Raw genomic sequence first — 25,587 nt, 5'->3', positions numbered from 1 at the left:
GGGCCGCCGCTCGCGGCCCGCCGGACAGGGGGAATTAGTGGTGGTTCAGACGCCAGAAGTCCTTGATGTCCTGGCGCCCGCGGAAGTCGGCGATCAGCCGGCTCGCCGAGAACTGGTACAGCTGGGTGTTCCAGTCGCCCAGCCCGGGCGGGTTGTTCTTGCTGACGCCGACCTCGTCGTTACCGGACACCCCGCCGGCGTGGGCCTCCAGGTCGAAGCCCTCCTTCTCCATCGCGAAGTGCACGAAGAGCTTGGCGGCGTTCGGGTGCTTGGAGCCGGTCGCGATCGTGGCGAACTTGGGGTAGGCGAACCCGACCCACGGATTCAGGCCCTCGCAGACCTTCATCTGGTAGCCCTTCTCCTCCACGTCGCGGAACTTGGCGATGGAGAGCAGGCCGACGCGCTGCTGGGTCTGGTTGGGCGCGGCGACCCCGGCCGCGACGTCCTCGTCCTCGGTGGTCAGCACCGGCGAGTTCTGCGCGAACCGCTTCACCCACTCGTGCGCCGGGTCGTCCTCCGACAGCTTGAGCTTGCCCTTGCCGAGCTGCTCGTAGGCGGCGGTGAGCTTGTCGCCGCCCTGCTCGGACAGCTGCGTGAACCACTGGGTGAAGACCTCCTTGCCCAGCGGGTCCTGGAGCATCACCTTGCCCTTCCACTTGGGGTCGGTGAGATCCCAGATGTTCTTCACCGGGCAGCCCTGCGGGCTCAGCTTCGGGCTGTAGGCGAACACGTACGCCTTCGAGATCATCATCAGCGGGTTGCGGTTCGCCTCGCCGATGTGGGACGCGAGGTCCGGCGGGATCCACGTCTTGACGATCTGCTGCGGGAGGAGCTGGCCGACCAGCATCGGGCCGTCCTCGAACAGGCTGACGTCGATCGTGACGTTCTTGGCCTGCGCCTCGCGGGTCATCTTCTCGGCGGTGTCGGCGGCCTTGGACTTCATGCCCTCGGCCTTGATGCCGTACTTCTTGGTGAACGCCTCCGCCATGTCCTTGACGTCGCCGCTGCCGTCGTAGGCGAGCACGCTGCCCTCCTTCTTCGCGGCGGCGACGAGCGCGTCCAGGTCGAACGACGCGGCGTCCTCCACGGTCACCGACGGCAGCGGCGTCCCCTTGGCGCCGGCCTCCCCGCTGGTGGACGGCGCGCAGGCGCTGAGCAGCGCGGTGGCCACGGCGGCGGCCGCCGCGGCACCGGCCCGGGCGCGGCGCCCGGTGGGAATGGTGCGGATCATGTGAGCTCTCTCCTCGGTGTGCATCCGCGGGCCCCCGAGCCTGCGGCTCTCTCATGCGGTGACGCGGGGTCGTTCGTGAAGCGGGGTCAGTGACTGCGTTTCAACATCGCGTCCGACAGGGCGTCCGCCGCCTCGCCGAGGCGCCGGCCGACCGCGTCCAGCCGGGCGAGCAGCTCCCGCCCGCGCAGGACGTCGATGCCGAGCGGGCCGGCGAACAGGCGGGCCAGCTCGGCCTGCCTGGTCTCCCGGACCCGGTTGCGGGCCTTGCGCGCGCCCAGCGCCGCGATGGTGACGGCGGCGGGCTCGGCGAGGACCTTCCGGACGGCGCCGTCGAGGGCGGTCAGCCCGTCGAGCACCGCGTCCAGCGGAGCGAGGGTGAAGTCGAGTTCCGGCGGGCCGAACAGGTCGGCCTCCCGGACGAAGTCGCGCAGGTTGTCGAGGATGTCGTCGACGGACCGGGAGAGCCGGAACAGGTCCTCCCGGTCGATGGGGGTGGCCAGCACGTCGCCGAGCATCGCGGCGAGCGCGGCGCGCTCGGCGTCGCCCGCGTGCTCGATCTCGGCCATCCGGGCGCGGGCGCCGGCCGGTGCGATGCGTCCGGCGGCCATCTCCCGGGCCAGCTCGGCGCCGTCGCGGACGGCGCCGATCTGCCGCCCGACCTGGTCGATCACCCGGTTCCCGGACCGGCCGCGCAGGTCGTCCCAGACGAGCCGGAAGCGGCGCGCGGGCCGCACGGCGGCGCTCACAGCGCCCTCACCGCTAGGCCGCCGAGCCCGCCGGCGGCGAACGCCAGCGGCAGCGTGAACACCCACGCCGCGCCGATGCCGAGGACGTTCTGCCAGCGCACCCGGGACGCGCCCTCGCTGGCCGCGACGCCGACCACCCCGGCGGTCACCGACTGGGTCATGCTGACCGGCGCGCCGGCGAACGAGCTGGCCGTCACCGAAGCGGCCGCCGCCGCCTCCGTGGACACCACGTGCAGCGGCCGGGCCAGGACCAGGCCGCGGCCGAGCCGCTCGCCGACGCGGTGCACCGCGCTGAGCGCGCCGGCGCAGAACACCACGGCGATCAGCAGCAGCATCAGCGGCGCGGGTTGGACGGGCCCGACCGCGCCGAGCCGCCGCGTCGTCACGACCTGGCGGGCGACGCTGACGACGGCGAGCATCTTCTGCCCGTCGTTGGCGGCGTAGGCGGCGCATTGGGCGCCGTAGGCGAGGACGTGGGCGGTGCGCACGGCGCGCGGCATGCCGGTGAAGGACGGGACGCGCCGCGAGACGAGCCCGAGCCCGTAGCCGACGGCCGTCCCGACGAGCGGCGCCGCCGCGCCGATGAGCAGGACGGTCGCGAGGCCGCCCCAGGACACGTGCAGGCCCATGCCGAAGCAGGCGCCGCCGATGCCGCCGAGGATCGCCAGCGTCAGGCTGGTCGGCAGCCCCTTGCGGGACAGCAGCCCGACGACGGTGAGCGCGACGGTGATCCCGAGCAGGAACGCCACCGCGCCGCGGGGGTCGCCGAGGTCGGCGAGCCGCTCGGTGAAGGTGCGCGCGACGGCCGTCCCGACGAGCTGCGGGACCACGACGAGCGGCACCAGCACGAGCAGCATCAGCAGCGGCGCGGACGAGCGCGGGTAGCGGCCGCTCAGCCCGAGCAGCGCGGCGCCGTCGTTGACGCCGGTCACCCACACGAAGGCGAGGGCGACGGCGCCGAACGCGATGGCCCAGATCATCGCAGCTCCGCCGGCCGGACGCGGCGCTCCTCGTGCAGCGACAGCGTGGCGGCCTCGGCGATGAGCAGCGCCTCCAGGGCCTCGTCGACGGTGCACGGGCTGTCCGCGTGCCCCCGCGCCACGTCTAGGAACGTTCCAATCTCGGCCGCGTAGGCGGGCTCGAACCGGTCCCAGAAGTTGCCCCACGCGTCCCCGGACGGCCAGTCGACGCCCGGCTCGGCCGACCGCAGCGCGGCCCGCTCGTCCAGCCCGACCACCCACGTCCCGGCGGTGCCGGACAGCTCCATCCGGACGTCGTAGCCCGCGCCGTTGTAGCGCGAGCCCTGCATCGTCGCGACGGTGCCGTCGTCCATCACCATGACGGCCGCGCTGGTGTCGACGTCCCGCGCCGCCGCGAAGTAGTCGTCGCCCCGGTTGGCGCCGACCGCCGTGACCGACTCGACCTCGCGACCGGTGACCCAGCGCAGGATGTCGAAGTCGTGGATGTGGCAGTCCCGGAAGATCCCGCCGGACGAGCGGACGTACTCGGCGGGCGGCGGCGCCGGGTCGGCGGTGACCAGGTGCACGCGGTGCAGGTCGCCGAGCCGCCCGTCCAGCACCGCCTGGCGGGCGGCGGCGTACCCGGCGTCGAAGCGGCGCTGGAAGCCGATGTGCACCGGCACGCCGGTCTTGGCGACGCGGTCCCGGACCTCCAGCGTCGTGCGCAGGTCGGGCGCGACGGGCTTCTCGCAGAACGCCGGCACGCCCGCCTCGCAGGCCCGGACGAGCAGGTCGGCGTGGGTCGAGGTGGGCGTCGCGATGAGCACCGCGTCCGGACCGGCGGCGAGCACCGCGTCCGGGTCGGCGGCGCGGGCGCCGAGCGGGCCGGCGAGGGCCTCGGCCCGGCGCGCGTCGGCGTCGCCGATGACCAGCTCCTCCACCAGCGGGTGCCCGCTCAGGAACCGGGCGTGCCAGGCCCCGATCCGTCCCGCGCCCAGCAGTCCGACCCGCATGGTGTGCCTCCAATGGCCCGGTCGACGAAGGACGACGACGTCACGGTTCGTTCGGAGGGTGTTCACCCTCTGTTCACCTGTTCGTCATCCACGTGTGGCTTGGGGCACATTTGTATCCGCAGCGCGGGAGCCAGTCAATACTTTGTTCTTACATATGGACGTACTGACTTGAGGTCATGACCGCCGCCGGGGGCCGCTCCGGACGGTGCCGGGACGTCGCGCCCGGACCACGACCGGGATCTTGACTGCGGTTGCGGAGAGGGTTACCGTCCGCGACGGGTTCACACGCCGACCCAGGCGGTGCGGAGGCCACGCGATGAGGCATGCGATCCGGCCGACCGGCGGAAACGTGGTGGGCATCGTCCCACCGGCACGTCCTCCGGCAACAGACGGGCAGGGGCCCCGCCACGTCCGCGGCGGCGCGGCGCCGAGCCGCGCGGGCGTGCTGGGCGAGGTGCGCGGCCACCTCGCCGGGGGCGGCGGCGCGCTCCTGGTCGGCCCCACCGGGATCGGCAAGTCCACCCTGGTCTCCGCCCTCGCCGACGAGTACGCGGCGGCCGGGCACCGGGTGTTCGCCTGCTGCCCCGCCGAGACCGAGCGCCACCTGCCGTTCCTCGGGCTCATCGACCTGGTCGCGCAGGGCGCCGACGAGGTCGTCGAGCGGCTGCCCGAGCCGGAGCGCCGCGCCCTGCGGTCCGCGCTGCTGCTGCACGACGTCCCGATCGGCGAGCGCGACCTGCTGTGCCTGCGGCTGGCCGTGCTGCACGCGCTGCGGCTGCTGTGCGCCGACCGGCCCGGCCTCGTCCTGGTCGACGACGCGCAGTGGCTGGACAAGCCGACCGGTGAGCTGCTCGCCTTCGTCGCCCGGCGGGCCGGACGGCTCTCCCCGCCGCTGCGGATGGTCGCCTCCGTGCGGGCGTCGTTCGGCGACCCGCGCGGCACCGGCGGGCAGTGGCGGGAGGCGGCCGGGCTGTGCCCGGCTCCCGTGCTGACGGTGAAGGTGCCGCCGATGTCGGCGGCGGAACTCGCGGCCCTGCTCGCCGACCGGTTCGGCCGGTCCTGGCCACGCGCGCAGCTCGCGCGCATCCACCGGGTCAGCGACGGGAACCCGTTCTTCGCCGTGGAGCTCGCGCGCAGCGTCGTGGAGAGCGGCGCGTGGGAGGAGGGCGGCCCCCGGAGCGGCGGGTGGGAGGAGCGCGGGCGTCGGAGCGGCGGGTGGGAGGAGCACGGGCCCCGAGGCGGCGCGCTGCCGATCCCGCAGAGCCTGTCAGTGCTGATCCAGAAGCGGGTGGGCGCGCTGCCCCGCGGCACCCGCGAGACGCTGCTGATGGCGAGCGCGGCGAGCCGCCCGTCGGTCGAGCTGCTGCGCCGGGCGGGCGGCGCCGACCTCGCGGAGGCCGAGCGCCACGGCATCGTGGACGTGACCGCCGGCGGCCAGATCCGGTTCACCCACCCGCTGCTGTCGGCCGTCATCTACGCCGAGGCGGAGGCCGTCGAGCGGAAGGCCGCGCACGCGGCGCTGTCGCAGGCCGTCCGCGATCCGGTCGAGCGGGCCCTGCACCTGGCGAAGCTGACGTCCGGGCGGGACCGGCGGATCGCCGGGACGCTGGAGGACGCCGCCGCCGTGGCGCGCCGCCGCGGCGGGCTGTCCACCGCGGCCCACCTCGGCGAGCTGGCCGCCGAGCACACCCCCGAGTCCGAGCGGGACGCCGAGGTCGGCCGGCGGCTGCGCGCCGCCGAGGACGCCGTCGCGGCGGGCGACTACGCGCTGGCCAGGCGGCTGGCCCACCTCGTCCTGGAGACCACCGCGCGGCCGGCGGACCGGGTGCGCGCGTGGATGGTCGTGATGGACTCCTCCGGCCAGGCGCTCGCCGAGGTGGAGGAGGTCTTCCCCCGCGCGATGGAGGACGCGCAGGGCGAGCCGGCGCTGCTCGCGCCGCTGCACTACCGGCTGAGCTGGCGGGCCTGGATGGTGCTGGGCTCGGCGGAGGCCGCGCTGGAGCACGCCCGCCGCTCCGCCGAGCTGGCCGCCGTCGCCGGGGACCGGGTGACGGAGCTGCTCGCGCTGACCAAGCAGGCGAACATCGAGTTCTTCCTCGGCCGGCCGGACGCCGAGCAGACGCTGCGCCGCGCGCTCGCCGACCCGCAGGAGCCGCAGGTGATGTGGCACCACAACGGGCCCATCTACCTCAAGCACCGGCACCACCTGCTGCACGACCGGCTGGACGAGGCCCGCGCCGAGCTGCGCACGCTGATCTACGGCGTCCGCCAGCGCGGCGTCGTCGAGAGCCTGTGCCTCAGCCAGTTCTGCATGAGCCAGGTGGAGATCCACCGGGGCCGCTGCCGGCAGGCGCTCAGCCTGGCCCGGCAGAGCCTGGACCTGGCCGAGGACAGCGGGCTGAGCCAGGGCCCGTCCTGGTACGCGCTGGCGCTGGCGGAGGCCGCCGGCGGCGACCTCGACCGGGCGCTCGCCGCGGCCGAGCAGGCGCTCCAGCACAGCGAGAGCGACGGCGACCTGCTGTTCCTGCCGCGCGCGCTGCACGCCGAGGCGCAGGTGCGGCTCCAGTTCGGCGACGCCGCCGGCGCGGTGCGGATCCTGGACCGGGTCCGGCGGATGGAGAACGGGCAGGGGCTGGGCGATCCGGCCGTGCGGCGCTGGCACGCCGACCTCGCCGACGCCCTCGCCGGCGTCGGCCGCACGCGGGAGGCGGTGGACGTGCTGGCCGAGGCGCGCGCGCAGGCCTCCCGGCTGGGGCGGCGCGGTGTGCTGGCCGTGCTGGAACGGTCGTCCGCGCTGGTGCGCGCGGCCGAGGGCGACCTCGACGTGGCGCTGGACGGGCTCGTCCGCGCGGCCGAGCAGTTGCAGGCGCTCCCGTACCGGCTGGAAGAGGGGCGCGCCTGGCTGGAGCTGGGGACGCTGCGCGCCCGCATGGGCGAGGCGGGCGAGGCGCGCGCCGACCTGCTGCGCGCCCGCACGGTCTTCGCCCGGGCGCAGGCGCGACCCTGGCTGAACCGGGTCCAGGCCGACCTGCGGGCCCTGGACGACGGCGGGCCGGGCCGCGGCGAGCCCGGTGGACGGCTCGCCGGCGCCGACCCGCTCGCCGTCCTCACCGACATCGAGCGCAAGGTCGCCGTCCTGGTCGCCGAGGGCGCGACCAACCGGGAGATCGCGTCCCGGCTCTTCCTCAGCGTCAAGACCGTCGAGGCCGCCCTCACCCGGACGTTCCGCAAGCTGGGCGTCCGCTCCCGGGTGGACGTCGCGCGGGTCGCGGTCTCCGGCCGCTGACCTGCGGGTTCCGCTGCTCTTCCGGGTCCGCTCCGGCGCCGTGCCGGGGGCATAGGGATATCCCTACGCGTGCGCCGTGAGGCTTCTGCAAACCCCCATGTGTCCACAGACTCGCGCTTGTCCGTGATGCCCGGCTTATCGGAAATCGCACGGAAGGGAGCGCGCGGCCGACGGCGTCCGGACGTCCACCCCCGTCACCACGGGTTACCCGCTTCAGTGGTGAAAGGACAACGACCCCCATGTCCCAACGGACCATCGCGATCGTCTCATCGGCGGCCGCGCTGATCGCCCTCACCGGCGTCGCGGCCGCACCCGAGGCCGCCGCCGCCCCGCAGGCCAAGCCCGACCCCAAGGCCCAGCCCACCGGACCCGACGCCTTCTCCAAGGCCGGCTTCACGCTGAACCCCGCACCGCCCACGCGCGACAAGGCCGTCAAGAACGCGACGAAGGCCCTCGACGCCCACGGCAAGCGCGCGCACCGCGCGAGCGGGCAGAAGTTCAAGGTCAGGACCGTCGCCGTCAGCCGCGACGGCGCCGCCGACGTCCGCTTCGACCGGACCTACAAGGGACTCCCCGTCTACGGCGGGGACCTCATCGTCCACCTCAAACCGAACGGCTCCTACGAGGCGCTGGAGACCGCGTCCGCGACCTCCGGCGCGATCCGCACCACGCCCGCCGTCAGCTCCCGCAACGCCGCCGACCTCGCCCGCAGGCAGCTCAAGGGCACGGTGTCGGCGGTCTCCGCGCCCACGCTCGCGATCAGGATGGAAGGCCGCTCCGCCACGCTGGTCTGGGAGACCGTCGTGTCCGGCGTGAAGGCCGACCAGACGCCCAGCAGGCTGCACATCATGGTCGACGCGCGCAAGGGCAAGGTCGTCCAGAGCAGCGACGAGATCGACACCATCGCCCCCGCCGGCACCCGGGCCGCCGCTCCCGCCGCCCCGGCCACCGCGCTCACGACCGGCACCGGCCACGGCATCTACGTCGGAACGGTCAACATCGACCTGACGCAGTCCGGCAGCACGTGGCAGATGAAGGACCCGTCGCACGGCAACGGGTACACCACCAACCTGAACCACGCCACGTCCGGCACCGGCACCATCTTCAGCAACTCCACCGGCACGTTCGGCACCGGCTCCAACAGCGACCCCGCCTCCGCCGGCGTCGACGCCCACTACGGCGCCGCGATGACCTACGACTACTACAAGAACGTCCAGGGCCGCAGCGGCATCTTCGGCGACGGACGCGGCGTCCCGTCCCGCACCCACTACGGCAACGCCTACGTCAACGCGTTCTGGGACGGCACCCAGATGACCTACGGCGACGGCCAGGGCAACGCCCGGCCGCTCGTCGAGCTCGACGTCGCCGGCCACGAGATGAGCCACGGCGTCAGCGGCGCCCTCACCGGCTGGGAGGAGAACGGCGAGACCGGCGGGATGAACGAGGGCACCAGCGACATCTTCGGGACGATGGTGGAGTTCTACGCCAACAACCCGAACGACAAGCCCGACTACACCATGGGCGAGCTGATCAACATCAACGGCGACAACCAGCCGCTGCGCTGGATGTACCACCCGTCGCTGGACGGCAACTCGCCCGACTGCTACTCCAGCAGCAACGGCAGTCTGGACCCGCACTACTCGCTCGGCCCGCTCGCCCACTGGTTCTTCCTCGCCGCCGTCGGCAGCGGGGACCACGGCTACGGCAACAGCCCGACCTGCAACAACTCCACGGTCACCGGCATCGGCAACGACAAGGCCGGCAAGATCTGGTACAAGGCGCTGGCCTCGTACGCCAACAGCAACGAGAACTACGCGCGGGCCCGCACCGACTCGCTGAAGGCCGCGGCCGACCTGTACGGCACGCACTGCACCGAGTACAACACCGTCAATGCCGCGTGGGCGGCGGTCAGCGTCACCGGCACCGACCCCGTCCCGGGCACCTGCCCCGGCCAGGGCGGCGGCCCCGCGGTCACCAGCCCCGGCGACCAGACCAGCACCGTCGGCCAGCCGGTCAGCCTGCAGGTCAAGGCCAGCGACCCGGGCGGGCAGACGCTGTCCTACAGCGCGACCGGGCTGCCGGCCGGGCTGTCGATCAACGCGACCAGCGGCGTGATCTCCGGGACCCCGACCACGGCGGGCACCAGCACCGCCACGGTCACCGCCAAGAACACCTCCGGCCAGACCGGCACCGCCACCTTCAACTGGACGGTCAACCCGCCCGGTGGCGGAAGCTGCTCCGCTCCCGGTGACAAGGTGTCCAACGGCGGATTCGAGAGCGGCACCTCGCCCTGGACCACCACGTCCGGCGTCGTGTCCGCGAACGGCAACGGCGAGAGCGCCCACTCCGGAACGCACTTCGCCTGGCTCAACGGATACGGCCAGCCGCACACCGACTCGGCCACCCAGTCGGTGACGATCCCGGCCAACTGCAAGGCGACCCTCACCTTCTACCTGCACATCGACACCGACGAGTCGCCCGGCACCGCCTACGACACGCTCACCGTCAAGGCCGGCGGCACCACCGTCGCGACCTACTCCAACCTCGACGCCAACTCGGGCTACGCGCAGAAGAGCATCGACCTGTCCGCCTACGCGGGCAAGACCGTCACGCTCTCCTTCTCCGGCACGGAGGACGACTACCTCCAGACCAGCTTCGTCATCGACGACGTGGCCCTGAACGCCGGCTGACGTCGTAGTCCCCCTGCCTGTCGCCGGTCCCCACCGCTGGGGGGCCGGCGACAGCCATGAGCAAGGAGCACCATGAACACCAGACTCCTGGCCGCCGCCACCGCCGTGGCGACCGCGGCGGCCGGCCTCGTCGCGGCGGTCGCGCCCGCACAGGCCATCACGACCGACTGCTCCGCAGCGCAGGTCGTCTCGAACGGCGGGTTCGAGAGCGGCACCTCGCCGTGGACGACCTCGTCCGGCGTCGTGACCGCCAACGGCAACGGCGAAAGCGCCCACTCCGGGACGCACTTCGCCTGGCTGAACGGCTACGGCTCGTCCCACACCGACACCGCGTCCCAGTCGGTGACATTGCCCGCCGGCTGCAAGGCGACCCTGTCGTTCTACCTGCATGTCGACACCGACGAATCCCCGGGCACCGCCTACGACAAGCTCACCGCGAAGATGGGCGGCGACACCGTCGCCACCTACTCCAACCTCGACGCGAACTCCGGCTACGTGAAGAAGAGCTTCGACGCGTCCGCCTACGCGGGCAAGACCGTCACGCTCTCCTTCACCGGCGTCGAGGACTCCGGCGCCCAGACCAGCTTCGTGCTGGACGACGTCGCCCTCGACATCGCCGGCGGCGGCACGACCCCGCCGCCCACCGGCGACGGCACCCGCACACCCGACGCGCAGTCCTACACCGTCAACCTCACCAGCGACTCGTCCGGCGCGAACTGGCAGGGCCACGAGTCGGTCGCCTTCACCAACACCGACTCGGCCCCGCTCTCCGAGGTCTACCTGCGGCTGTGGGACAACGCCCACGGCACCTGCCCGTCCACCCCGATCACCGTCACCAACGTGACCGGCGGCACCGCCTCGTCCCTCACGGTCGCCTGCACCGCCATGAAGATCACCCTGCCGAACCCGCTGCCGCAGGGACAGAGCGCCACCGTCGCGTTCGACCTGGGCATCGCCGTCCCGTCCGGCGCCGACCGGTTCGGCCACGACGGGGCGTACAACTTCCTCGGCAACGCGCTGCCGGTCCTGGCCGTCCACGACGCCGACGGCTGGCACCTCGACCCGTACACCAACAACGGCGAGTCGTTCTACGGCCTGGCGAGCGACTACAAGGTGACGCTCGACCACCCCACCTCCCTCGCCGTCCCCGCCACCGGCACCTCCGTCGACACGCCCGGCTCGTCCGGCCGGACGGTCACCACCGCGACCGCGACCCACGTCCGCGAGTTCGCCTGGGGCGCCGGCCCGTTCTCCAAGATCTCCGCCACCTCGCCGAACGGCGTCAAGGTGAACATGTACTGGGTGAGCGGCATCAGCCAGTCCAGCGCCCAGCAGATGCTGTCGCTCGCCACCGACGCCATCGACGCCCACTCCGGCCGCTTCGGCGCCTACCCGTACGGCGAGGTCGACGCCGTCCTCGACAACAACTTCTGGTTCGGCGGCATGGAGTACCCGGGCTTCGTCCTCGACCTCGTCAGCGACGTCGCCCTCCCCCACGAACTCGCCCACCAATGGTGGTACGGCATCGTCGGCGACGACGAGTACGACCACCCCTGGCTGGACGAGGCGTTCGCCGACTACTCCACCGACCTCTACCGGGGCATCAGCGGCTCGGGCTGCTGGAACAGCGTCTCCTGGGCCTCCTCCGCAGAGAAGATCACCAACTCGATGGCCTACTGGGACGCGCACTCGTCCCGCTACTCCACCGTCGTCTACAACTACGGCAAGTGCGCCCTGCACGACCTGCGACGCCTGATCGGTGACTCCGCCATGGCGAACCTCCTCAAGACCTACGCCTCGAGCCACTGGTACGGCATCTCCACCACCGCCGAATTCAAGAAGGCCGCCCAGGCAGCCACCACCACCGACCTCACGTCCTTCTGGACCCAACACCGAATCGAAGGCTGACCCGGCGCGAGGCGCACGGGCGGCCAAGCCCCCCGTGCGCCTCCGCACCATCAGCCATACCGCCCAGTCCCGGACACCCGCCATCGCCGGCTTCATCGGCCCGGCTCGATAGCATGCGGCACATGGCCATCAAACTTGAGAACGTCGGCATCACCGTTGACGACCTCGAAGCAGCGATCTCCTTTTTCACGGACCTCGGTCTCACAGTCGTCGGCCGTGACACGGTCAGTGGTGAGTGGACCGACACTGCCGTCGGCCTTGATGGCAACCACGCCAACATTGCGATGCTCCGGACGCCGGACGGTCACGGGCACCTCGAACTCTTCGAGTACATCCACCCCCAAGCGATCGAGTCGGAGCCCACTCGTCCCAACGACATCGGCATGCACCGCGTCGCCTTCTCAGTCGACGACATCGACAAGGCCCTCGAGATAGCCGCGAAACACGGATGCCGTCCGCTTCGCGGCGTGGCCACCTATGAGGACATCTACAAGCTCACGTACGTCCGCGGTCCCAGCGGCATCATCGTGATGCTCGCCGAGGAACTGAAGAAGAACTGACGTCCAATCGGCACGATCAGGAGTGTTCTCAACCTCCTCGGGCCGTTAATCCGTCCAGCAGGGCAGAAGGCTCGCCGCGACCTCGGAGGCTCCGCCCACCTCTCCCGGACGCGCCAACCCAGCCAACAAGTGTCCGCAAAACAATTAACAAACCCGGCTGCGCCAACCCTGGACGCCGGAGGTATATCTAGCCACACCTATCCCCGGAGCCACAGAATACGACCCCTTCCAAGCCGCGAATGCCCCGCCCGCCTCACCGACGGCACCCCGATCCCCGCACCGCAGGCCCGCCGCATCGCCCTATCGGCAGGAGTCTCACCGCTGATCCTCGGGCGAGGGCACACACCGCTGTACCTCGGCTACCGGGAGCGGTTCGCCAGCGCCGCCAAACGACAGGTACTGGAGACCCTGTATCCGAGCTGCGCAGTCCGGGAATGCGAGATCCCGGGGACGTTGTGCGAGGTCGACCACGTCAACGGCTGGGCCCTCGGACACTCACCCACCGACATCGACCAGCTCGCCCTCACCTGCGGATGGCACAACCGCTTCAAACACGCCAGCCCGAACCAGATCGGGATCAGCAAAGACCCCGACGGGCGCTATGTGTACCGGCTGCTCCCACCACCGGGCGCCCGAACAAGATCCCGAACGGGTAGCGGGCCACCCGACACGATCGGCCCACCCGACACCGCCAACAACCGGGCCGCACAACCGCAGCCCTCCACCACCACGCCCCGCCTGATTCGAGCGACGAGCTTGGTGAACGGCGCTGACGCGAGGCCGATGAGGCCACCGTCGGGATCCTTGGAGTCCCGGATCCCGATGCCGGCCCCGGGCGCAAGTCGTCCCAGCTCAACGCGGTGCTCGTCGTTAACGGGCTCATCACGAACGAGGGTGTGGTTGCGGCCTGAAGCCTCCGGTCTCGAGCAGCGATCTGGCGATGTAGTTGGTCAGGTTCCTGAAGCCGAGTGCGGACCCGCGCAGGTGCTCGAGCCTCCCGTTGATGGCCTCGGTGGACCGTTGGATGTGCCGGGCCGGTCGAAGTAGGCCAGCACGTCGACGGCGCGCTTCTTCAGCGTCCGACCCAGGGTGATGACCTCGACGGGAGCATCGGTCGCGAACAAGTCGGCAAGCCGGTCCTTCTGCTTCTCGGTCAGCAGCCCGGCACCGGTGTGCAGTGTGCGCCGTGCCGAGTAGAGCGGGTCACCTTTTCATGCCGCGATGCCCGTGGATCGCGAGCTGGACTCGGCGCCTGCACTTGTCGAGCGCGTCGCCGGCCAGGCGGACGACGTGGAAGGGATCCATCACCGCGGTCGCCTCCGGCCCTCGACCATGTCGAGCAACCGGGCCGGCCCGGTGCCGGCACGAACCGCGGTGAGGTCGACCCGCTTGCCCTCGGCCAGGACGGCGTCGTTGGCGGTGTTCCACGCGACGCCGAGGCCCTCGGCGACACGGGCGACGGTCAGGTGTCGGCACACGATCGCTTCCAGAGCCCACCGCAGCCCGCGGCGCGACAGCTTGGCCCGCGGGTCACGGTGTCGCGTGGCGCGCCTTCGCAGCCGCAGCGACGGCACCACTGGTCCGGCTCGACCACCCGGCACGCGGGAACAGCGCGGTCGGGCTCGAGGCGCTGGCCGGTGACGACGAGCCCAAGCTCGTCGAGGCGGCAGAAGGTTGTCAGATCGGGGTGGGCGAACGCATCTATGCGCTCACCGACGGTGGCGTCGGGCACGTGGCGGTTCTTTCAGGATGAGCGTGTAGGAGCCTTTCCCTCTGGAGACCTCGACATCCATCTGTGACCGCCGCGCCGGCTACACCCTCATCAGGCGAAGAGCCGGTCTAGCCGCGACTACCCCCAGTCCCTGGGAGTAGGTCATCTGTCGAGGGATCCGCGATCACGGCCGATGGCGGAAAGCTGATGCGCATCAGCCGGCTGTCGGCCCAGTCTTCGAGCCGAGTCGGCCGGATGGTGCCGGGGTCGTGGGGCTGATTGAGATCCGCGACGATCTCCGCCAGCACGGCCTGACGTTCAGCCGGGTCGGTGACAGGCGTGGCCCGTGCAGGCAGATCTGCGCGGATCCCGTTCTTGAGGTGGAAGGTGAAGTGGGGATTGGCGAGAAGGTTCGCATGCCAGTCGGTCGCGGCACCGCCGGCGCCGCTACACAGGTAGGTGGTGCCCGCAGCTCGGTAGAAGAAGATCTCGATGCGGCGTGGCCGGCCGGTGCGGCGCCCCAGCGTCGTGATGTCGATGATCCGTTCTCTGGTGCCTGCGGCGGGTGTGATCTCGATGGCTCGCCGGATGTGATCGGGCAGGTGCGACAGAGACGCGTCCCGTGCGGAGTCGTTCCATCCGGTCGTGTCCGCACTGCTCATACGGTCTCGGCCTGAAGGGCGGGGCCGAGGAGGAGCCCACCGTCGATGACGTACTCCGACCCCGTGATGAACGACGCGTCTGATGATGTGAGGAACAAGAGAAGCCTGGTGACGTCGGTCGGCTCTCCAAGCCGGGGGATGGCGAACGGCTCGGGCGAGTAGAAGTCGGCGATCGCCGCGGTGGCGCCGGCCGCTGGTTCTTGGATGAAGGGAGTCGCGATCACACCGGGGTGGATGGTGTTCACGCGAATGTGGTCGCGGCCGAGCTCGAGCGCTGCCGTTTGGGTGAGGCCTCGCACGGCCCACTTGCTGGCGACGTACGGCGCGTAGTGAGCCGTGCCGCCCAGGCCCATCGTCGAGGCGATGTTGACGATGGCTCCCCCCGCTGCGCGGCGCAGAGCGGGGGCGGCGACCTTGATGCCGAGGAAGGTCCCTGTGAGGTTGATGTCGAGGATGCGCGACCACGTGGCCTGGTCCGTGTTCTCGATCGGCGCCGGCGGGTTCTGGACGCCGGCGTTGTTGACGAGCACGTTCAGGGCGCCGAAGGCGCTCTCGGCGGCTAGCACAGCGGCGGACCACGAGCTCTCGTCGGTAACGTCAAGGCGGGTGAAGCGAGCGCGGGTCCCGAGCTCGTCGGCGAGAGCGGCGCCGCGTTCGGCGTCGATGTCGCCGATCACCACGTTCGCTCCCTCCGCGTGAAAGGCGCGTACGTGGCTCGAGCCCTGGCCGCCGGTCCCACCGGTCACGAGCACGGTCTGGTCGTCGAAGCGGGGCATCAGATGTTCCTTCGGTACGTGGGTGAATGACCGGGATCACCAGTGATGAACGGCGGCCAGTGGTGAGCCGGGCGACTCACCATCCCCTCGACACTAGGTCGGCGGCAGTGGCGAGTCAAGCCACTCACCTCCTATGCTTGCCCCATGAGCAGGGTCGTGACGACGTATCACCAGCGCGTCGCCCAGGAGAAGCGCGCGCTGATCATGACGGCCGCGACCGCACTGTTTCTCGAGCTGGGCTACGACCGGACGTCGCTGGCGCGGATCGCAGCGTGCTCGGGTGTTTCGCGGGCCACCTTGTTCAAGCAGTTTCCGAGCAAAGCCGCCCTGTTCGACGCCATCGTGACCGAGTCCTGGTCGACCGCTGACGAGGAGGATCCTCCGCCGGCAGGCAACGTCGTTGACGGGCTCAGCATCATCGGTCGCCGTTACGCCGAGCTGCTGAGCCGACCCCAGATGACCGACCTGTTCAGGATCGTCATCGCCGAGCTGCCGCGGTTCCCCGAGCTGGCCCATGCGCAGTTCTCGCGCGGGAAGATGCCCTACTTCGAGTCCGTACGCAGCTACCTCCTGGCCGAGCACGAGGCGGGAACGGTGCGGATCGAGGACGTGGACCTCGCAGCCACCCAGTTCCTGGGCATGATCTCCAACTACGTCTTCTGGCCGACACTCCTGGTGCCGGGCTGGGAGGTGAGCGCCGAACGCGTCGCTCAGGTAGTCGACGAGGCCGTCCGCACCATCGCCGCCCGGTACGCCGCGACCGGACCAGGGGCGTCCACCAACGGCTGAGGCCCGCCGACCGCGACAGAGTCCCGCGGCCGCCAAAGGAGCTGATGCCCAAGCAATCGAGGCCGTCGGTACCAAGGGCGTTCGCGGGGCATCCCGGGGCGGACATCGAAGGAGGGAGTGTCGATGTGTTGACCCACCTCGATCAGCCTGGCATCAGCACGGCCCGACAAGAAGTCTCAGCAGCGAGCCCGAACGTGCAAGGCCGCCCCCTCGGGGAAACTCCCAACGACAGCAAGAGAGGGTGACCCAAGACCCGCAAGCCCAGCCGCCCCCGCAGCTACACCCCCATCTGTGAAGATGCCCGTTAACGCCGCTGCTGTGCCCTGAAGCGATCAGCTATGGCACGGGCAGACGTCCCTCTCACGTCCCGGCGAGGGCGGCTCGCAGTTCGTCGGTCACCGTGTGCAGGCAGCTGCCGAAACTCGCACGCCCTTCGGCCTCGATCCAGTGCCGGAAGGCGTTCTGGAAGGCCACCGTGGCGAGCTGCGCGACCAGTTCGGCCCTCTCGGCGTTCACCTGGCGTTGCCTCAGGGCGTCGCGGATCGCAGCGGTGATCGCAGCGGTCTTGGTCCGTTCGCGTTCCTGCAACTCGGGGCTGGCGTCGATCACCGCCCGGCGCTCCGGCGCGCCGTCCACCTGCTCGACGAGCTCGGCACCCACTCGCGCCAGCGCGTCGAGGACGGCGGCGAGCGGAGCCGCGTCCGGGTCCGCCGCCAGGACCGCCTCCGCCAGCACCGGGGGCAGGCGCTCCGAGCCGGCGAACAGGACCTCGCGCTTGTCCGGAAAGTAGCGGAAGTAGGAGCGCCGGGTGAGTCCGGCCCGCTCGGCGATATGGGTCACCGTCACGTTGTCGTAGCCGCGCTCCAGGTACAGCTCCAGAGCCGCCCGCTTCAGGCGCTCCTCCGCACCCGGATCCCATCTCGCCACAGGCCGACGGTAACAGGTGATGGCGCACTGTGCCATCGATGCTAGCCTGAACCAATGACACACTGTGTCATCACTGGGGATGCCCGTCCCCGGTGCGGCCCGGAAGAGGCAGGGTGACATTCACATGACCGAGACCAGCGAGACCGGCGAGACCGGCGAGGTCAGGACGAACGACGAGGTGTGGGTCGTCGGGGCCACCGGCCGTGTCGGCCGAGGTGTGACCGCGCGGCTGGCTGCGCGGGGGCTGACGGTCGTGCCGGTCGGGCGCAGCCGGGAGCGGCTGGTCGCCGCCGGGGCCGAGGCCGGTCTGCCCGGGGATGCGAAGGTGGTCGTCGCCGACTCGGCCGAGCGGATCGCGGAGGAGATCGTGCGGGAGCGCCCGCGGGTGGTGGTGAACACGATGGGCGCCTTCGCCGCCACGGCACCGGTGATCGCCCGTGCCTGCATGCCCGGCGGCCACTACGTCGACCTGGCCAGCGACCTGGTCGCCGTGGAGGGGCTGCTCGCCCTGCACGACGAAGCGGTGCGGGCGGGCAGCACCCTGGTCACCGGCGCCGGATTCGGCGTGCTGGCGACGGAGGCGGTGGTGGCGAAGCTGTGCGAAGGGCGGCCCGCGCCGCAGCAGGTGCTGGTCGACGCCGTGGGCTCGGTGGCCGTCGAGGCGGGAGTGCTCGGTGCCGCCTTGGCGGCCAGCATGGTGGACGTGCTCACCGCCGGTGGGCGGCGGTACGAGAATGGGCGGCTGGTGACGTCGCGCCTCGGCGCGGACCCGCGGCGACTCGCTTTTCCGGACGGGGAGTCGGCGAAGTCGGCAGGTGTCGCATCCGGCGAGCTCGTCGCGGCGCATGCGGTGAGCGGAGCACCGTTCGTCACCGCCACTTCCGGTCTCGTGCCGACCGCTCCGCTGATACGTGCCCTGCTCCCGCTGCTGGGCCGCTTGTTGTCCGTGCCGGCGCTGCGACGCCTCGCCGTCGACCGGCTCGGCCGGGCACGGATCAAGGCCGCGCCCCGCCCGCGCAAGCACTCCTGGGGGCACGCCGTCGTCGAGTGGGCGGACGGCACCCGGCACGAGGGATGGCTCCGCGCCGGCGACGGTATGGACTTCACGGCCGACGTCACCGCCACCGTCACCGAACTGCTGGCCCGCGGCGTCGGCAGGCCCGGGTCCTGGACGCCGGCGGCCGCCCTCGGGGCCGACCTGGCGACGTCCGCGGGCGGCGCCTTCGTACTGGACTGAGGAGCGCCGATGCCCGCCGTCCGGCGGTTGCCGGGGCCTCGGCGAGCGCCCGCGACAACCGCCGGGGCGCACACGGCGGCGGACTCCGGCAAGGCGCTCCGGGCGCCGGTCCTTTGGGTGGGGGTTGACGGGCGTTCGGGAGCGTGAGATAACGCTGTTACTGCAAAAAAACGGTGTTATTGAGGACGGCATGGCTTCGAGCGCGTACGAGTTGGCCCAGCGGCAGGGGGACGCGGCGATCCGCACGTCGCTGCTGGACGCCGCCAGCCGGCTGCTGGCGGCGGAGGGGCCGGGGGCGCTGGCGCTGCGGCGGATCGCGGCCGAGGTCGGCTGCTCCACGACCGTCCTGTACCGGATGTTCGAGGGCAAGGCCGGGCTGGTCGAGGCGCTGTACGTGGAGGCCTTCGAGCGGTTCCGGCGGCGGCTGGCCGCGGTGCCGGAGCGGTCCGATCCGCTGGAGCACCTCGTCGGCCTCGGGCGCGCCTACCGCGAATACGCCCTGGCCGAACGCAACTACTACCGGCTGATGTTCGGCGAACCCGTCCCGGGGTTCCGGCCGAGCGACGAGGCGCTGGTGCAGGCGGCGGCGACCTTCACGATCCTGGAGGACGCCGTGGCCGCCTGCGCCGCCGCCGGGCTGCTGTCCGGCGGCGAGCCGCGCCACGTCGCCGCGTCGCTGTGGGCCGCCATCCACGGCGTTGTCAGCCTCGAACTTGCCGGCCATCTCCCCGCCGACGCGAGCGAGGTCTTCGAGTCCACTCTCGCCGCCATGGGAGCCGGTCTGTTCCGTGCTCCGTCCGTCCCAGAGAAACGAGGCTCCTGATGCCCAACACGTTCCTGGAAGGTCTCCACGCCCCCGTCACCGAGGAGACCACCGCGCACGACGTGCCCGTCACCGGACGCGTCCCCGCCGAGCTCAACGGCCGCTACCTGCGGATCGGCCCGAATCCGCTCGGGCTGGAGGACCCGGAGTCCTACCACTGGTTCATGGGCGACGGCATGGTCCACGGCGTGCGGCTGCGCGGCGGCCGCGCCGAGTGGTACCGCAACCGCTGGGTGCGGTCCCGGCGGGTGGCCGCCGAACTCGGCGAACCGTGGCCGGAGGGCCCAGCCGTCGACGGCTTCGACATCGCCCCGAACACCAACGTGATCGGCCACGCCGGCCGCACGTTCGCGCTGATCGAGGGCGGGTTCCGGCCGTACGAGCTGAGCCGCGACCTCGGCACCCTCGGCCCCTGCGACTTCGGCGGCACCCTCAAGGGCGGCTACACCGCGCACACCAAGAAGGACCCGGCCACCGGCGAGCTGCACGCCATCGCCTACTACTTCGGCTGGGAGCATCTCCAGTACACGGTGCTGAGCGCCGCCGGGCTCGTCACCCGCTCGGTGGAGATCCCGGTCTCCGACGGGCCGATGGTGCACGACCTGGCCCTCACGGAGAAGTACGTCATCGTCTACGACCTGCCCGTCACCTTCTCCATGCCGCTGCTCGCGGCCGGCGCCGGCCTCCCGTATGCGTGGGACGACGCGCACCCGGCGCGGATCGGCCTGCTGCCCCGCACCGGTGACGCGTCCGACGTGCAGTGGATCGACATCGAGCCGTGCTGGGTCTTCCACACGATGAACGCCTACGACGACGGCGACCGGATCGTGCTGGACCTGGCGAAGTTCCCCAGCTTCCTGCGGGACGGCCGCCTGGAGGGCAACCCGCCGCCGGTCCTGGACCGCTGGACCATCGACCCGGCCGCCGGGACCATAGCGCAGCAGACCCTCGACGACCGCGCCCAGGAGTTCCCGCGCGTGGACGAGCGGCTGACGTCCCTGCCGCACCGCTACGGCTACACCGTCAGCTCGGAGTCGTCGCCCGGCGACCTGGTGGGCGAGGGCCTTCTCAAGCGCGACTACCGGACGGGCCGCACCGACACCCGCCGCTTCCCCGCGGGCTCGGCGGTCGGCGAGGCCGTCTTCGTCCCGTCCGCGCCCGGCGCCGCCGAGGACGACGGCTACCTGATGACCCTCGCCTACGACACCGAACGCGCCGCCACCGACCTCGTCATCATCTCGGCGCAGGACTTCACCGGCGACCCGGTCGCCGTCGTCCACCTGCCCGTCCGCGTTCCCCCCGGCTTCCACGGCAACTGGCTCCCCGACGACTGACCCCCCGTCCGGCGCCCGGTCACCCGAGCTTCTCGGCCAGCGCGACGATGACGTCCTGGGGGCCGCGAACGTAGCAGAGCAGGTAGACGTCCTCGTACCGCACGATCTCGCCAACGAGTTCGGCGCCGTGGGGGCGCAGGCGGGCGACGGTGTCCTCGATGTCGTCGACCTCGAACATGATGCTGCGGATGCCCAGCGTGTTCGACGGTGCGGGGTCCGGCTCGGCGCTGATCGCGGCCGGGGAGTGGAACTTCGTCAGTTCGAGCTTGCCGCCGCCGTCCGGGGTCCGCATCATCGCGATCTCGGCGCGGAGGCCGTCGAACCCGTTGACCCGCTCCGCCTCGCGGCCCTCGATCGGGGCCCTGCCCTCCAGCTCCATGCCGAGTTCGGTGAAGAAGGCGACGGCGGCTTCGAGGTCGGCGACGACGATGCTGACGTGGTCCATGCGAAGTGTCATGTTTCCTGCCCTCACGAGTTGGATGCCTGGCGTTCGGCCTGCTGCCGGAACAGTTCCTCGACGGCGCTCGGGAGGGTCGTCTCGAAGTCGATCAGCTTCGCCCAGGTCGGGGTGACGACGATGCGGACCATGCCCTCGTGGTAGAGCGAACGCACCCCGGCCTCCCACTCGACCCGCTGCTCGGGGGTCATCTGGTAGGTGGTGTTCATCTCGAGGTACTCGTCCGGGATGCCGTCGGTGACGTCGAGCTCGGCCCGGCCGCGGACGAGCAGGATCGTGGGCGGGTGCACCTCGGTGTCGATCGTCAGGGCGACCGCCGGGTTCCGGCGCAGGTGGGCGAGCTTCGGGGCGTTCCTCGCGGTGCACATGACGATCTCGGTGCCGTTCCAGCTGAACCCGATGGGAACGTTCCGCGGCGTGCCGTCCTCGGCGACGTAGGCCAGGCGGGCGATGTCGCGGGCCAGCATCTCCCGGCTCAGCGGGCGGTTCAGGATCTCGGTGGTCTCGTTCGGCGTGGTCATGGGGTGTCTCCTGTCAGCTCTGGACCGGAAGGTCGTAGAAGCGGCGGGCGCTGGAGCCGATGCGGCTCAGGTCGGTGCCGTAGATGTGCAGCGAGACGGCGGTCTCGTCGCCGATGTTGCGGATGCGGTGGATGTCGCCGGGCGGGGCGAAGGCGCTGACCTCGCCGGTCGTGTTCGGGTTGTGGCCGGCCTCGATCAGGGCCGTGCCGTCGTCGGAGAGCGTATAGAGATCCTCGTGCTCCACGCCGGTCAGGACGCCGAACACGCACCAGGTCACGTGGTCGTGGACGCGGGTCAGCGCGCCGGGCCGCCAGGCGATCGCCACCATCGAGAACGAGCCGTCCGGCTCCACGTGCAGGAGGTGGCTGCGGGACGTGCCGCGCTCGCCGTCGAGCAGGTCCGCGGGAAGCAGGCCGGGCGAGGGCAGGTGGTCGCGGAGCGCGTCCCCCACGTGCGCCGCGGTCTCGCGCCAGCCGGCGTTGCGGGCGACCGCACCGCGTACGGCGGTGACGAGTTCGTCCAGATCTGCGGCGGGGCGCGCGGTTAGGGTGTTCATGGTGTCCTCCCCTGTCGGGTGCCTCCAGCGTCGTCCCGGCGGGCAGGCGCGGGCATCCGTGCCGACCGCAGAACACCACGGACGCTGCCACGGAAAGGGGCCCTAGGGGTGGCGGAGCGGATCTCCGAGCGGGAGGCCGAGGTGCTGGCCGCGCTGGGCGCGCGGCTGTCCAACGCGCAGATCGCGAACCGGCTGCACATCTCCGTGCGGACGGTGGAGAGCCACGTGTCGTCGCTGCTGCGCAAGTACGGCATGGCCGACCGGTGGGCGCTGGCGGAGCTGGCCCGCTCCGGGGAGCGGGAGCCGGGCCGGATCGCCGGCCTGCCCGCGTCCGGCACGACGTTCGTGGGCCGCGAGACCGAGCGCGCCGCCGTGCTGGCCGCGATCGAGGAGGCCCGGCTGGTGACGCTGCTGGGCCCGGGCGGCGTGGGCAAGACCCGGCTGGCGGCGGTGGCGGCCGAGGACGCCGTGGCGCTGTTCCCGTCCGGTGGGGCGTTCGTGGATCTGGTGCCGGTGCGCGACGGTTTCGTGGCCCGCGCGGTCGCGACAGCGCTGGGGGTGACCGAGGGCTCGCACCAGCCGCTGGAGGAGGCGGTCGCGGCGCGGCTGGGCACCGGGCGGTGGCTGCTCGTCCTGGACAACTGCGAGCACGTGATCGACGAGGCGACCGCGTTCGCCGAACGGATCCTGGCCGCCTGCCCCGGCACCTGCGCGCTGGTGACCAGCCGGGAGCGGCTGGGCATCCCGTGCGAGCGCAGTGTGCCGATCGCGCCGCTGCCGCTCGGCTCGGACGCCGAGCGGCTGTTCCGCGACCGGGCGCTGGCCGCGGACCCCCAGTTCACGGCCGAGCCGGCGGTGGTCGCGGAACTGTGCGCGCGGCTGGACGGCATGCCGCTGGCGATCGAGCTGGCCGCGGCCCGGGGCGCGTCGCTGGGTCCGGCGGGACTGCTCGCGGCGCTCGACGACGCGCTGCGGCTGCTGTCCGGCGTGCGCGGCGGCGACGAGCGGCACCGGTCGCTGCGCGCGGTCCTGTCGTGGAGCCACGACCTGCTCGACGAGGAGGAGCAGGCGCTGTTCCGGCGGCTCGGGGTGTTCGTCGGGGCCTTCGACATGGACGCCGCGGCCGCCGTCGGCGGGGACCGCGCGGGCGTCGCGGACCTGCTCGGCCGGCTGGTCGACAAGAGCCTCGTGGTGCACGTGCGCGGGCGGGTCAGCCGCTGGCGCCTGCTGGAGACCGTGCGCGCGTTCGCGCTGGCGCAGATGTCGGCCGCGGGCGAGGAGGACAAGACCCGGGCGCACCACCTTCGGTGGGCCGCCGACGCGGCGTCCGCCACCGAGGGCAGGATCGGCGATCCCGCCTGGCGCGAGGACTTCGACGCCATGGCCGCGGACCTGCGCGTCGCGCTGGCCGCGGCCGGCGGCCCGGGCGAGGTGACGCACCGGCTGGCGAGCGCGCTGGCGCACCTGACCTACGCCCGCCGCCACCTGCTGGAGTCCTACGCCCACCACCGGACCGCCGCCGCGGTCGCGCCGGACGCGGCGTCGGCGGCCCGCGACCTGCGCGCGGGAGCCGGGTGCGCGCACGTCAGCACCACGTCCAACCAGCACGTGTACGAGCTGCTCCTGGAGGCCGCCGAACAGGCGGAACGGGCCGGCGACGACCGCGGCCGGGCGATCGACCTGGCCTGGGCGGTCGAGACCGCCTACCGGTTCCCCGAGGCGTTCGAGACCAGCGTCCCGGACGACCGCCTGCGCGGCCTCCTCGACGAGGCGGCCGCGGCCGGCCCCGGCGGCGACCCGGAGGTCGCGGCGCGCCTGGCCCTGGCCCGCGCGTGGCTGGCCGGTCCGGACAGGGGCGCGCCCGACCCCGTCCTCGCCGCCGCCGCGCTCGCCGCCGCCCGGGCGACCGCGGACCCCGTCCTGGTCAGCTCCGGCCTGTGCGCCGCCGGGACCGCGGCCCTGCACGCCGGACGGCTGCGCGAGGCCGACCGCGTCACCCGCGAACGCCTGGCGCTGCTGCCGTCCATGGACCGCGACGACCCGTACTGCGCGCCGGAGATCTGCAACACCTACGGCCGCGCCTGCGTCTACGCGATCATGACCGGCGACCTGCCGGGCGCGATGGCCGCCGCCCGCGCCGGGATCGCCGACGACCTGCTGCGCGACACCCACATCACGGAGAGCCGCCTCGTCCAGCCCCTCGCGCTGACCGGCCGCTTCCACGACGCGATCGAGCACGCGGAACGAATGCTGGACCAGTGGGAACGCGCCGGCCGTCCCGCCCCGCTCTGGATGCTTCCGGCCGTGAGCATGACGGTGCTGGCCAGCGCGATGATCGACGGGCCGGGGCCGGTGGCGCGGTGGCGGGCGCACGCCGCGGAGATGGCCGGCGGCACGCTCGGCACGGCACCGGTCGCGGCGTTCGTCGACGCCCGCCTCGCCCTCCACGACGAGCGGTACGACACCGCCGAACCCCTCGTGCGCACGGCGTTCGCGGTCGACGCCCCGCTGGACAAGTACCTCGCGTACGCGCGGGCGGCGGGCGCGGAACTGGCCGTGGCCGCGCGACTGCCCGACGCGGCGGACCTGCTGGCGGCGGCCGCCCCGCTCGCCGAAGAGAACGCCTGGGCGGCGGCCTGCCTCGCCCGTGCCCGCGGGCGCCTCCACGACGACCGCGCCGAACTCGTCCGCGCCCTCGCGGCGTTCGAACGGCTGGACGCGCGGGCCGAACGCGACCACACCCGAGCCTTGCTGGCGCGGCCCTAGCGGCCGTCGATCAGCGTGCTGATCTCCTGGGCGAGGGGCCCGGCCAGGGGCTGGGCGGTGTAGCCGGCGGCGGCCCAGTCGCGGATGCCGTCGGCGACGAGCATCTGGGCGATGCGCGCGGTCCGCGCGACGTCGGTCTCCGCCGAGAGCCTGCCGTCGCGGTGCGCCTGCTGGAACGGCTCGAGGAAGAGGAAGGCGAGGTCGGCGTCGGTCGCGCCGCCGGCGAGGGCGCGCCGTTCGGAGCGGTAGGTCTCGAGGACGGCTTCGAAGACGAGCTCCGGCGGGTAGCGGCGCATGTTGCGCTCCAGGACGTCGATGACGGCCTTGATCAGGTCGGCGAGCGTGTAGGGGCGGGACGCGACGGCCTGGGCGGCGAGGTGCGCGTCGCGCATGGTGAACACCTCGATCTCCGTGAGCACGTCTTCCTTGCGGGCGAAGTACACGTAGAACAGCGCCTTGGAGACGCCGGCGGCCTTGCAGATGTCGGTGACGGTGGTCTCGGCGAAGCCCTTGGTGCGCCACAGGGCCAGCGCCCCCTGGACGATCGCGTCCCGGCTGGCGTGGGAACGCGCGCGCACCGGGACGGCCCGTCCCTGACCGTGGTCATCTTTCGGGTCGTGGGGAACGTGCGCCAT

At 72.1% G+C, this 25,587-nt stretch carries 21 protein-coding genes and 1 pseudogene; 9 read left to right on the top strand and 13 right to left on the bottom strand.

Translation table 11 applies throughout. The features are described 5' to 3' along the window. Positions 1 to 34 precede the first annotated feature (34 nt). From ACA514_RS44330 to ACA514_RS44315, 4 genes are all read right to left on the bottom strand, one after another. Positions 35 to 1,231: an ABC transporter substrate-binding protein gene (locus ACA514_RS44330; RefSeq protein WP_375047495.1), complete on the bottom strand. Its 1,197-nt coding sequence runs from the start codon at positions 1,229 to 1,231 to the stop codon at positions 35 to 37. Between the two features lie 86 nt (positions 1,232 to 1,317). Next, positions 1,318 to 1,977: a DUF47 domain-containing protein gene (locus ACA514_RS44325; RefSeq protein ID WP_375047494.1), complete on the bottom strand. Its 660-nt coding sequence runs from the start codon at positions 1,975 to 1,977 to the stop codon at positions 1,318 to 1,320. Then, positions 1,974 to 2,957: an anion permease gene (locus ACA514_RS44320; protein ID WP_375047493.1), complete on the bottom strand. Its 984-nt coding sequence runs from the start codon at positions 2,955 to 2,957 to the stop codon at positions 1,974 to 1,976. Before ACA514_RS44320 ends, ACA514_RS44325 begins: the two co-directional genes overlap by 4 nt. After that, positions 2,954 to 3,949: a Gfo/Idh/MocA family oxidoreductase gene (locus ACA514_RS44315; RefSeq protein ID WP_375047492.1), complete on the bottom strand. Its 996-nt coding sequence runs from the start codon at positions 3,947 to 3,949 to the stop codon at positions 2,954 to 2,956. Before ACA514_RS44315 ends, ACA514_RS44320 begins: the two co-directional genes overlap by 4 nt. Positions 3,950 to 4,265: 316 nt before the next feature. On the opposite strand from ACA514_RS44315, the gene ACA514_RS44310 reads away from it, so the two are divergent. The 4 genes from ACA514_RS44310 (at position 4,266) to ACA514_RS44295 (ending at position 12,393) form a co-directional block, all read left to right on the top strand. Next, complete coding sequence (locus ACA514_RS44310; RefSeq protein WP_375047491.1) at positions 4,266 to 7,235, top strand: AAA family ATPase; 2,970 nt, start codon at positions 4,266 to 4,268, stop codon at positions 7,233 to 7,235. A 239-nt stretch (positions 7,236 to 7,474) separates the two neighbouring features. After that, on the top strand, positions 7,475 to 9,925 hold the full coding sequence (locus ACA514_RS44305; protein ID WP_375047490.1) for a M4 family metallopeptidase: 2,451 nt from the start codon (positions 7,475 to 7,477) through the stop codon (positions 9,923 to 9,925). 72 nt (positions 9,926 to 9,997) lie between these two features. Beyond that, entirely contained in the window at positions 9,998 to 11,833 is a 1,836-nt protein-coding gene (locus ACA514_RS44300; protein ID WP_375047489.1) for a M1 family aminopeptidase, read from the top strand. A gap of 122 nt (positions 11,834 to 11,955) precedes the next feature. Next, positions 11,956 to 12,393 carry a VOC family protein gene (locus ACA514_RS44295; RefSeq protein ID WP_375047488.1) on the top strand — a complete coding sequence of 146 codons (438 nt, stop codon included), beginning with the start codon at positions 11,956 to 11,958 and terminating at the stop codon, positions 12,391 to 12,393. Between the two features lie 599 nt (positions 12,394 to 12,992). Here the strand turns inward: ACA514_RS44295 and ACA514_RS44290 are convergent. The 4 genes and pseudogenes from ACA514_RS44290 to ACA514_RS44275 all read right to left on the bottom strand — a co-directional run bounded on the left by ACA514_RS44290 (position 12,993) and on the right by ACA514_RS44275 (position 15,542). After that, positions 12,993 to 13,244 (bottom strand): DUF397 domain-containing protein, encoded by a 252-nt coding sequence (locus tag ACA514_RS44290; RefSeq protein ID WP_375047512.1) that lies wholly within the window; start codon positions 13,242 to 13,244, stop codon positions 12,993 to 12,995. A 31-nt stretch (positions 13,245 to 13,275) separates the two neighbouring features. Beyond that, positions 13,276 to 13,981, bottom strand: a pseudogene (locus ACA514_RS44285) (transposase); the annotation flags it as partial. Between the two features lie 251 nt (positions 13,982 to 14,232). Continuing rightward, entirely contained in the window at positions 14,233 to 14,766 is a 534-nt protein-coding gene (locus ACA514_RS44280; RefSeq protein WP_375047487.1) for a nitroreductase/quinone reductase family protein, read from the bottom strand. Beyond that, positions 14,763 to 15,542, bottom strand: a complete 780-nt coding sequence (locus ACA514_RS44275; protein WP_375047486.1) for a glucose 1-dehydrogenase — start codon at positions 15,540 to 15,542, stop codon at positions 14,763 to 14,765. Before ACA514_RS44275 ends, ACA514_RS44280 begins: the two co-directional genes overlap by 4 nt. A gap of 144 nt (positions 15,543 to 15,686) precedes the next feature. Between ACA514_RS44275 and ACA514_RS44270 the strand changes: the two genes are divergently transcribed. Further along, a complete protein-coding gene (locus ACA514_RS44270) occupies positions 15,687 to 16,331 on the top strand; it encodes a TetR/AcrR family transcriptional regulator (RefSeq protein WP_375047485.1) in 645 nt (214 codons plus the stop codon). Positions 16,332 to 16,691: 360 nt separating this feature from the next. Here the strand turns inward: ACA514_RS44270 and ACA514_RS44265 are convergent, their stop codons facing one another. Further along, positions 16,692 to 17,258 (bottom strand): TetR/AcrR family transcriptional regulator, encoded by a 567-nt coding sequence (locus tag ACA514_RS44265; protein ID WP_375047484.1) that lies wholly within the window; start codon positions 17,256 to 17,258, stop codon positions 16,692 to 16,694. 124 nt (positions 17,259 to 17,382) lie between these two features. Here ACA514_RS44265 and ACA514_RS44260 point away from each other — a divergent pair, with 124 nt between their 5' ends. The 3 genes from ACA514_RS44260 to ACA514_RS44250 all read left to right on the top strand — a co-directional run bounded on the left by ACA514_RS44260 (position 17,383) and on the right by ACA514_RS44250 (position 20,652). Next, complete coding sequence (locus ACA514_RS44260; RefSeq protein WP_375047483.1) at positions 17,383 to 18,495, top strand: saccharopine dehydrogenase NADP-binding domain-containing protein; 1,113 nt, start codon at positions 17,383 to 17,385, stop codon at positions 18,493 to 18,495. Positions 18,496 to 18,685: 190 nt separating this feature from the next. After that, on the top strand, positions 18,686 to 19,318 hold the full coding sequence (locus ACA514_RS44255) for a WHG domain-containing protein (protein WP_375047482.1): 633 nt from the start codon (positions 18,686 to 18,688) through the stop codon (positions 19,316 to 19,318). Beyond that, positions 19,318 to 20,652, top strand: a complete 1,335-nt coding sequence (locus tag ACA514_RS44250; protein ID WP_375047481.1) for a carotenoid oxygenase family protein — start codon at positions 19,318 to 19,320, stop codon at positions 20,650 to 20,652. The genes ACA514_RS44255 and ACA514_RS44250 overlap by 1 nt, the downstream gene beginning before the upstream one ends. A 19-nt stretch (positions 20,653 to 20,671) precedes the next feature. Here the strand turns inward: ACA514_RS44250 and ACA514_RS44245 are convergent, their stop codons facing one another. The 3 genes from ACA514_RS44245 to ACA514_RS44235 are packed head-to-tail and all read right to left on the bottom strand — an operon-like array spanning position 20,672 to position 22,186. Beyond that, positions 20,672 to 21,097, bottom strand: a complete 426-nt coding sequence (locus ACA514_RS44245) for a VOC family protein (RefSeq protein ID WP_375047511.1) — start codon at positions 21,095 to 21,097, stop codon at positions 20,672 to 20,674. Between the two features lie 23 nt (positions 21,098 to 21,120). Then, positions 21,121 to 21,630: a pyridoxamine 5'-phosphate oxidase family protein gene (locus ACA514_RS44240; protein WP_375047480.1), complete on the bottom strand. Its 510-nt coding sequence runs from the start codon at positions 21,628 to 21,630 to the stop codon at positions 21,121 to 21,123. A gap of 13 nt (positions 21,631 to 21,643) precedes the next feature. Further along, complete coding sequence (locus ACA514_RS44235; RefSeq protein ID WP_375047479.1) at positions 21,644 to 22,186, bottom strand: cysteine dioxygenase; 543 nt, start codon at positions 22,184 to 22,186, stop codon at positions 21,644 to 21,646. A gap of 108 nt (positions 22,187 to 22,294) precedes the next feature. Between ACA514_RS44235 and ACA514_RS44230 the strand changes: the two genes are divergently transcribed. Then, positions 22,295 to 24,952, top strand: coding sequence for a LuxR C-terminal-related transcriptional regulator (locus ACA514_RS44230; RefSeq protein WP_375047478.1), 2,658 nt, complete (start codon positions 22,295 to 22,297; stop codon positions 24,950 to 24,952). Here ACA514_RS44230 and ACA514_RS44225 read toward each other — a convergent pair. Then, positions 24,949 to 25,587 (bottom strand): TetR/AcrR family transcriptional regulator, encoded by a 639-nt coding sequence (locus tag ACA514_RS44225; RefSeq protein WP_375047477.1) that lies wholly within the window; start codon positions 25,585 to 25,587, stop codon positions 24,949 to 24,951. The genes ACA514_RS44230 and ACA514_RS44225 overlap by 4 nt on opposite strands.

Origin of the sequence: Actinomadura sp. NTSP31, from assembly GCF_041951385.1 — a bacterium.
Taxonomy (GTDB): domain Bacteria; phylum Actinomycetota; class Actinomycetes; order Streptosporangiales; family Streptosporangiaceae; genus Spirillospora; species Spirillospora napierensis.
This window is presented reverse-complemented; position numbering and strand designations above follow the sequence as displayed.

Coding starts and splice junctions, on each gene's coding strand:
- ACA514_RS44240 (WP_375047480.1), bottom strand. CDS start 21,630: ATGACCACGCCGAACGAGACCACCGAGATCCTGAACCGCCCGCTGAGC.
- ACA514_RS44255 (WP_375047482.1), top strand. CDS start 18,686: ATGGCTTCGAGCGCGTACGAGTTGGCCCAGCGGCAGGGGGACGCGGCG.
- ACA514_RS44280 (WP_375047487.1), bottom strand. CDS start 14,766: ATGAGCAGTGCGGACACGACCGGATGGAACGACTCCGCACGGGACGCG.
- ACA514_RS44330 (WP_375047495.1), bottom strand. CDS start 1,231: ATGATCCGCACCATTCCCACCGGGCGCCGCGCCCGGGCCGGTGCCGCG.
- ACA514_RS44300 (WP_375047489.1), top strand. CDS start 9,998: ATGAACACCAGACTCCTGGCCGCCGCCACCGCCGTGGCGACCGCGGCG.
- ACA514_RS44305 (WP_375047490.1), top strand. CDS start 7,475: ATGTCCCAACGGACCATCGCGATCGTCTCATCGGCGGCCGCGCTGATC.
- ACA514_RS44315 (WP_375047492.1), bottom strand. CDS start 3,949: ATGCGGGTCGGACTGCTGGGCGCGGGACGGATCGGGGCCTGGCACGCC.
- ACA514_RS44245 (WP_375047511.1), bottom strand. CDS start 21,097: ATGGACCACGTCAGCATCGTCGTCGCCGACCTCGAAGCCGCCGTCGCC.
- ACA514_RS44310 (WP_375047491.1), top strand. CDS start 4,266: ATGAGGCATGCGATCCGGCCGACCGGCGGAAACGTGGTGGGCATCGTC.
- ACA514_RS44260 (WP_375047483.1), top strand. CDS start 17,383: ATGACCGAGACCAGCGAGACCGGCGAGACCGGCGAGGTCAGGACGAAC.
- ACA514_RS44275 (WP_375047486.1), bottom strand. CDS start 15,542: ATGCCCCGCTTCGACGACCAGACCGTGCTCGTGACCGGTGGGACCGGC.
- ACA514_RS44250 (WP_375047481.1), top strand. CDS start 19,318: ATGCCCAACACGTTCCTGGAAGGTCTCCACGCCCCCGTCACCGAGGAG.
- ACA514_RS44295 (WP_375047488.1), top strand. CDS start 11,956: ATGGCCATCAAACTTGAGAACGTCGGCATCACCGTTGACGACCTCGAA.
- ACA514_RS44270 (WP_375047485.1), top strand. CDS start 15,687: ATGAGCAGGGTCGTGACGACGTATCACCAGCGCGTCGCCCAGGAGAAG.
- ACA514_RS44225 (WP_375047477.1), bottom strand. CDS start 25,587: ATGGCGCACGTTCCCCACGACCCGAAAGATGACCACGGTCAGGGACGG.
- ACA514_RS44320 (WP_375047493.1), bottom strand. CDS start 2,957: ATGATCTGGGCCATCGCGTTCGGCGCCGTCGCCCTCGCCTTCGTGTGG.
- ACA514_RS44235 (WP_375047479.1), bottom strand. CDS start 22,186: ATGAACACCCTAACCGCGCGCCCCGCCGCAGATCTGGACGAACTCGTC.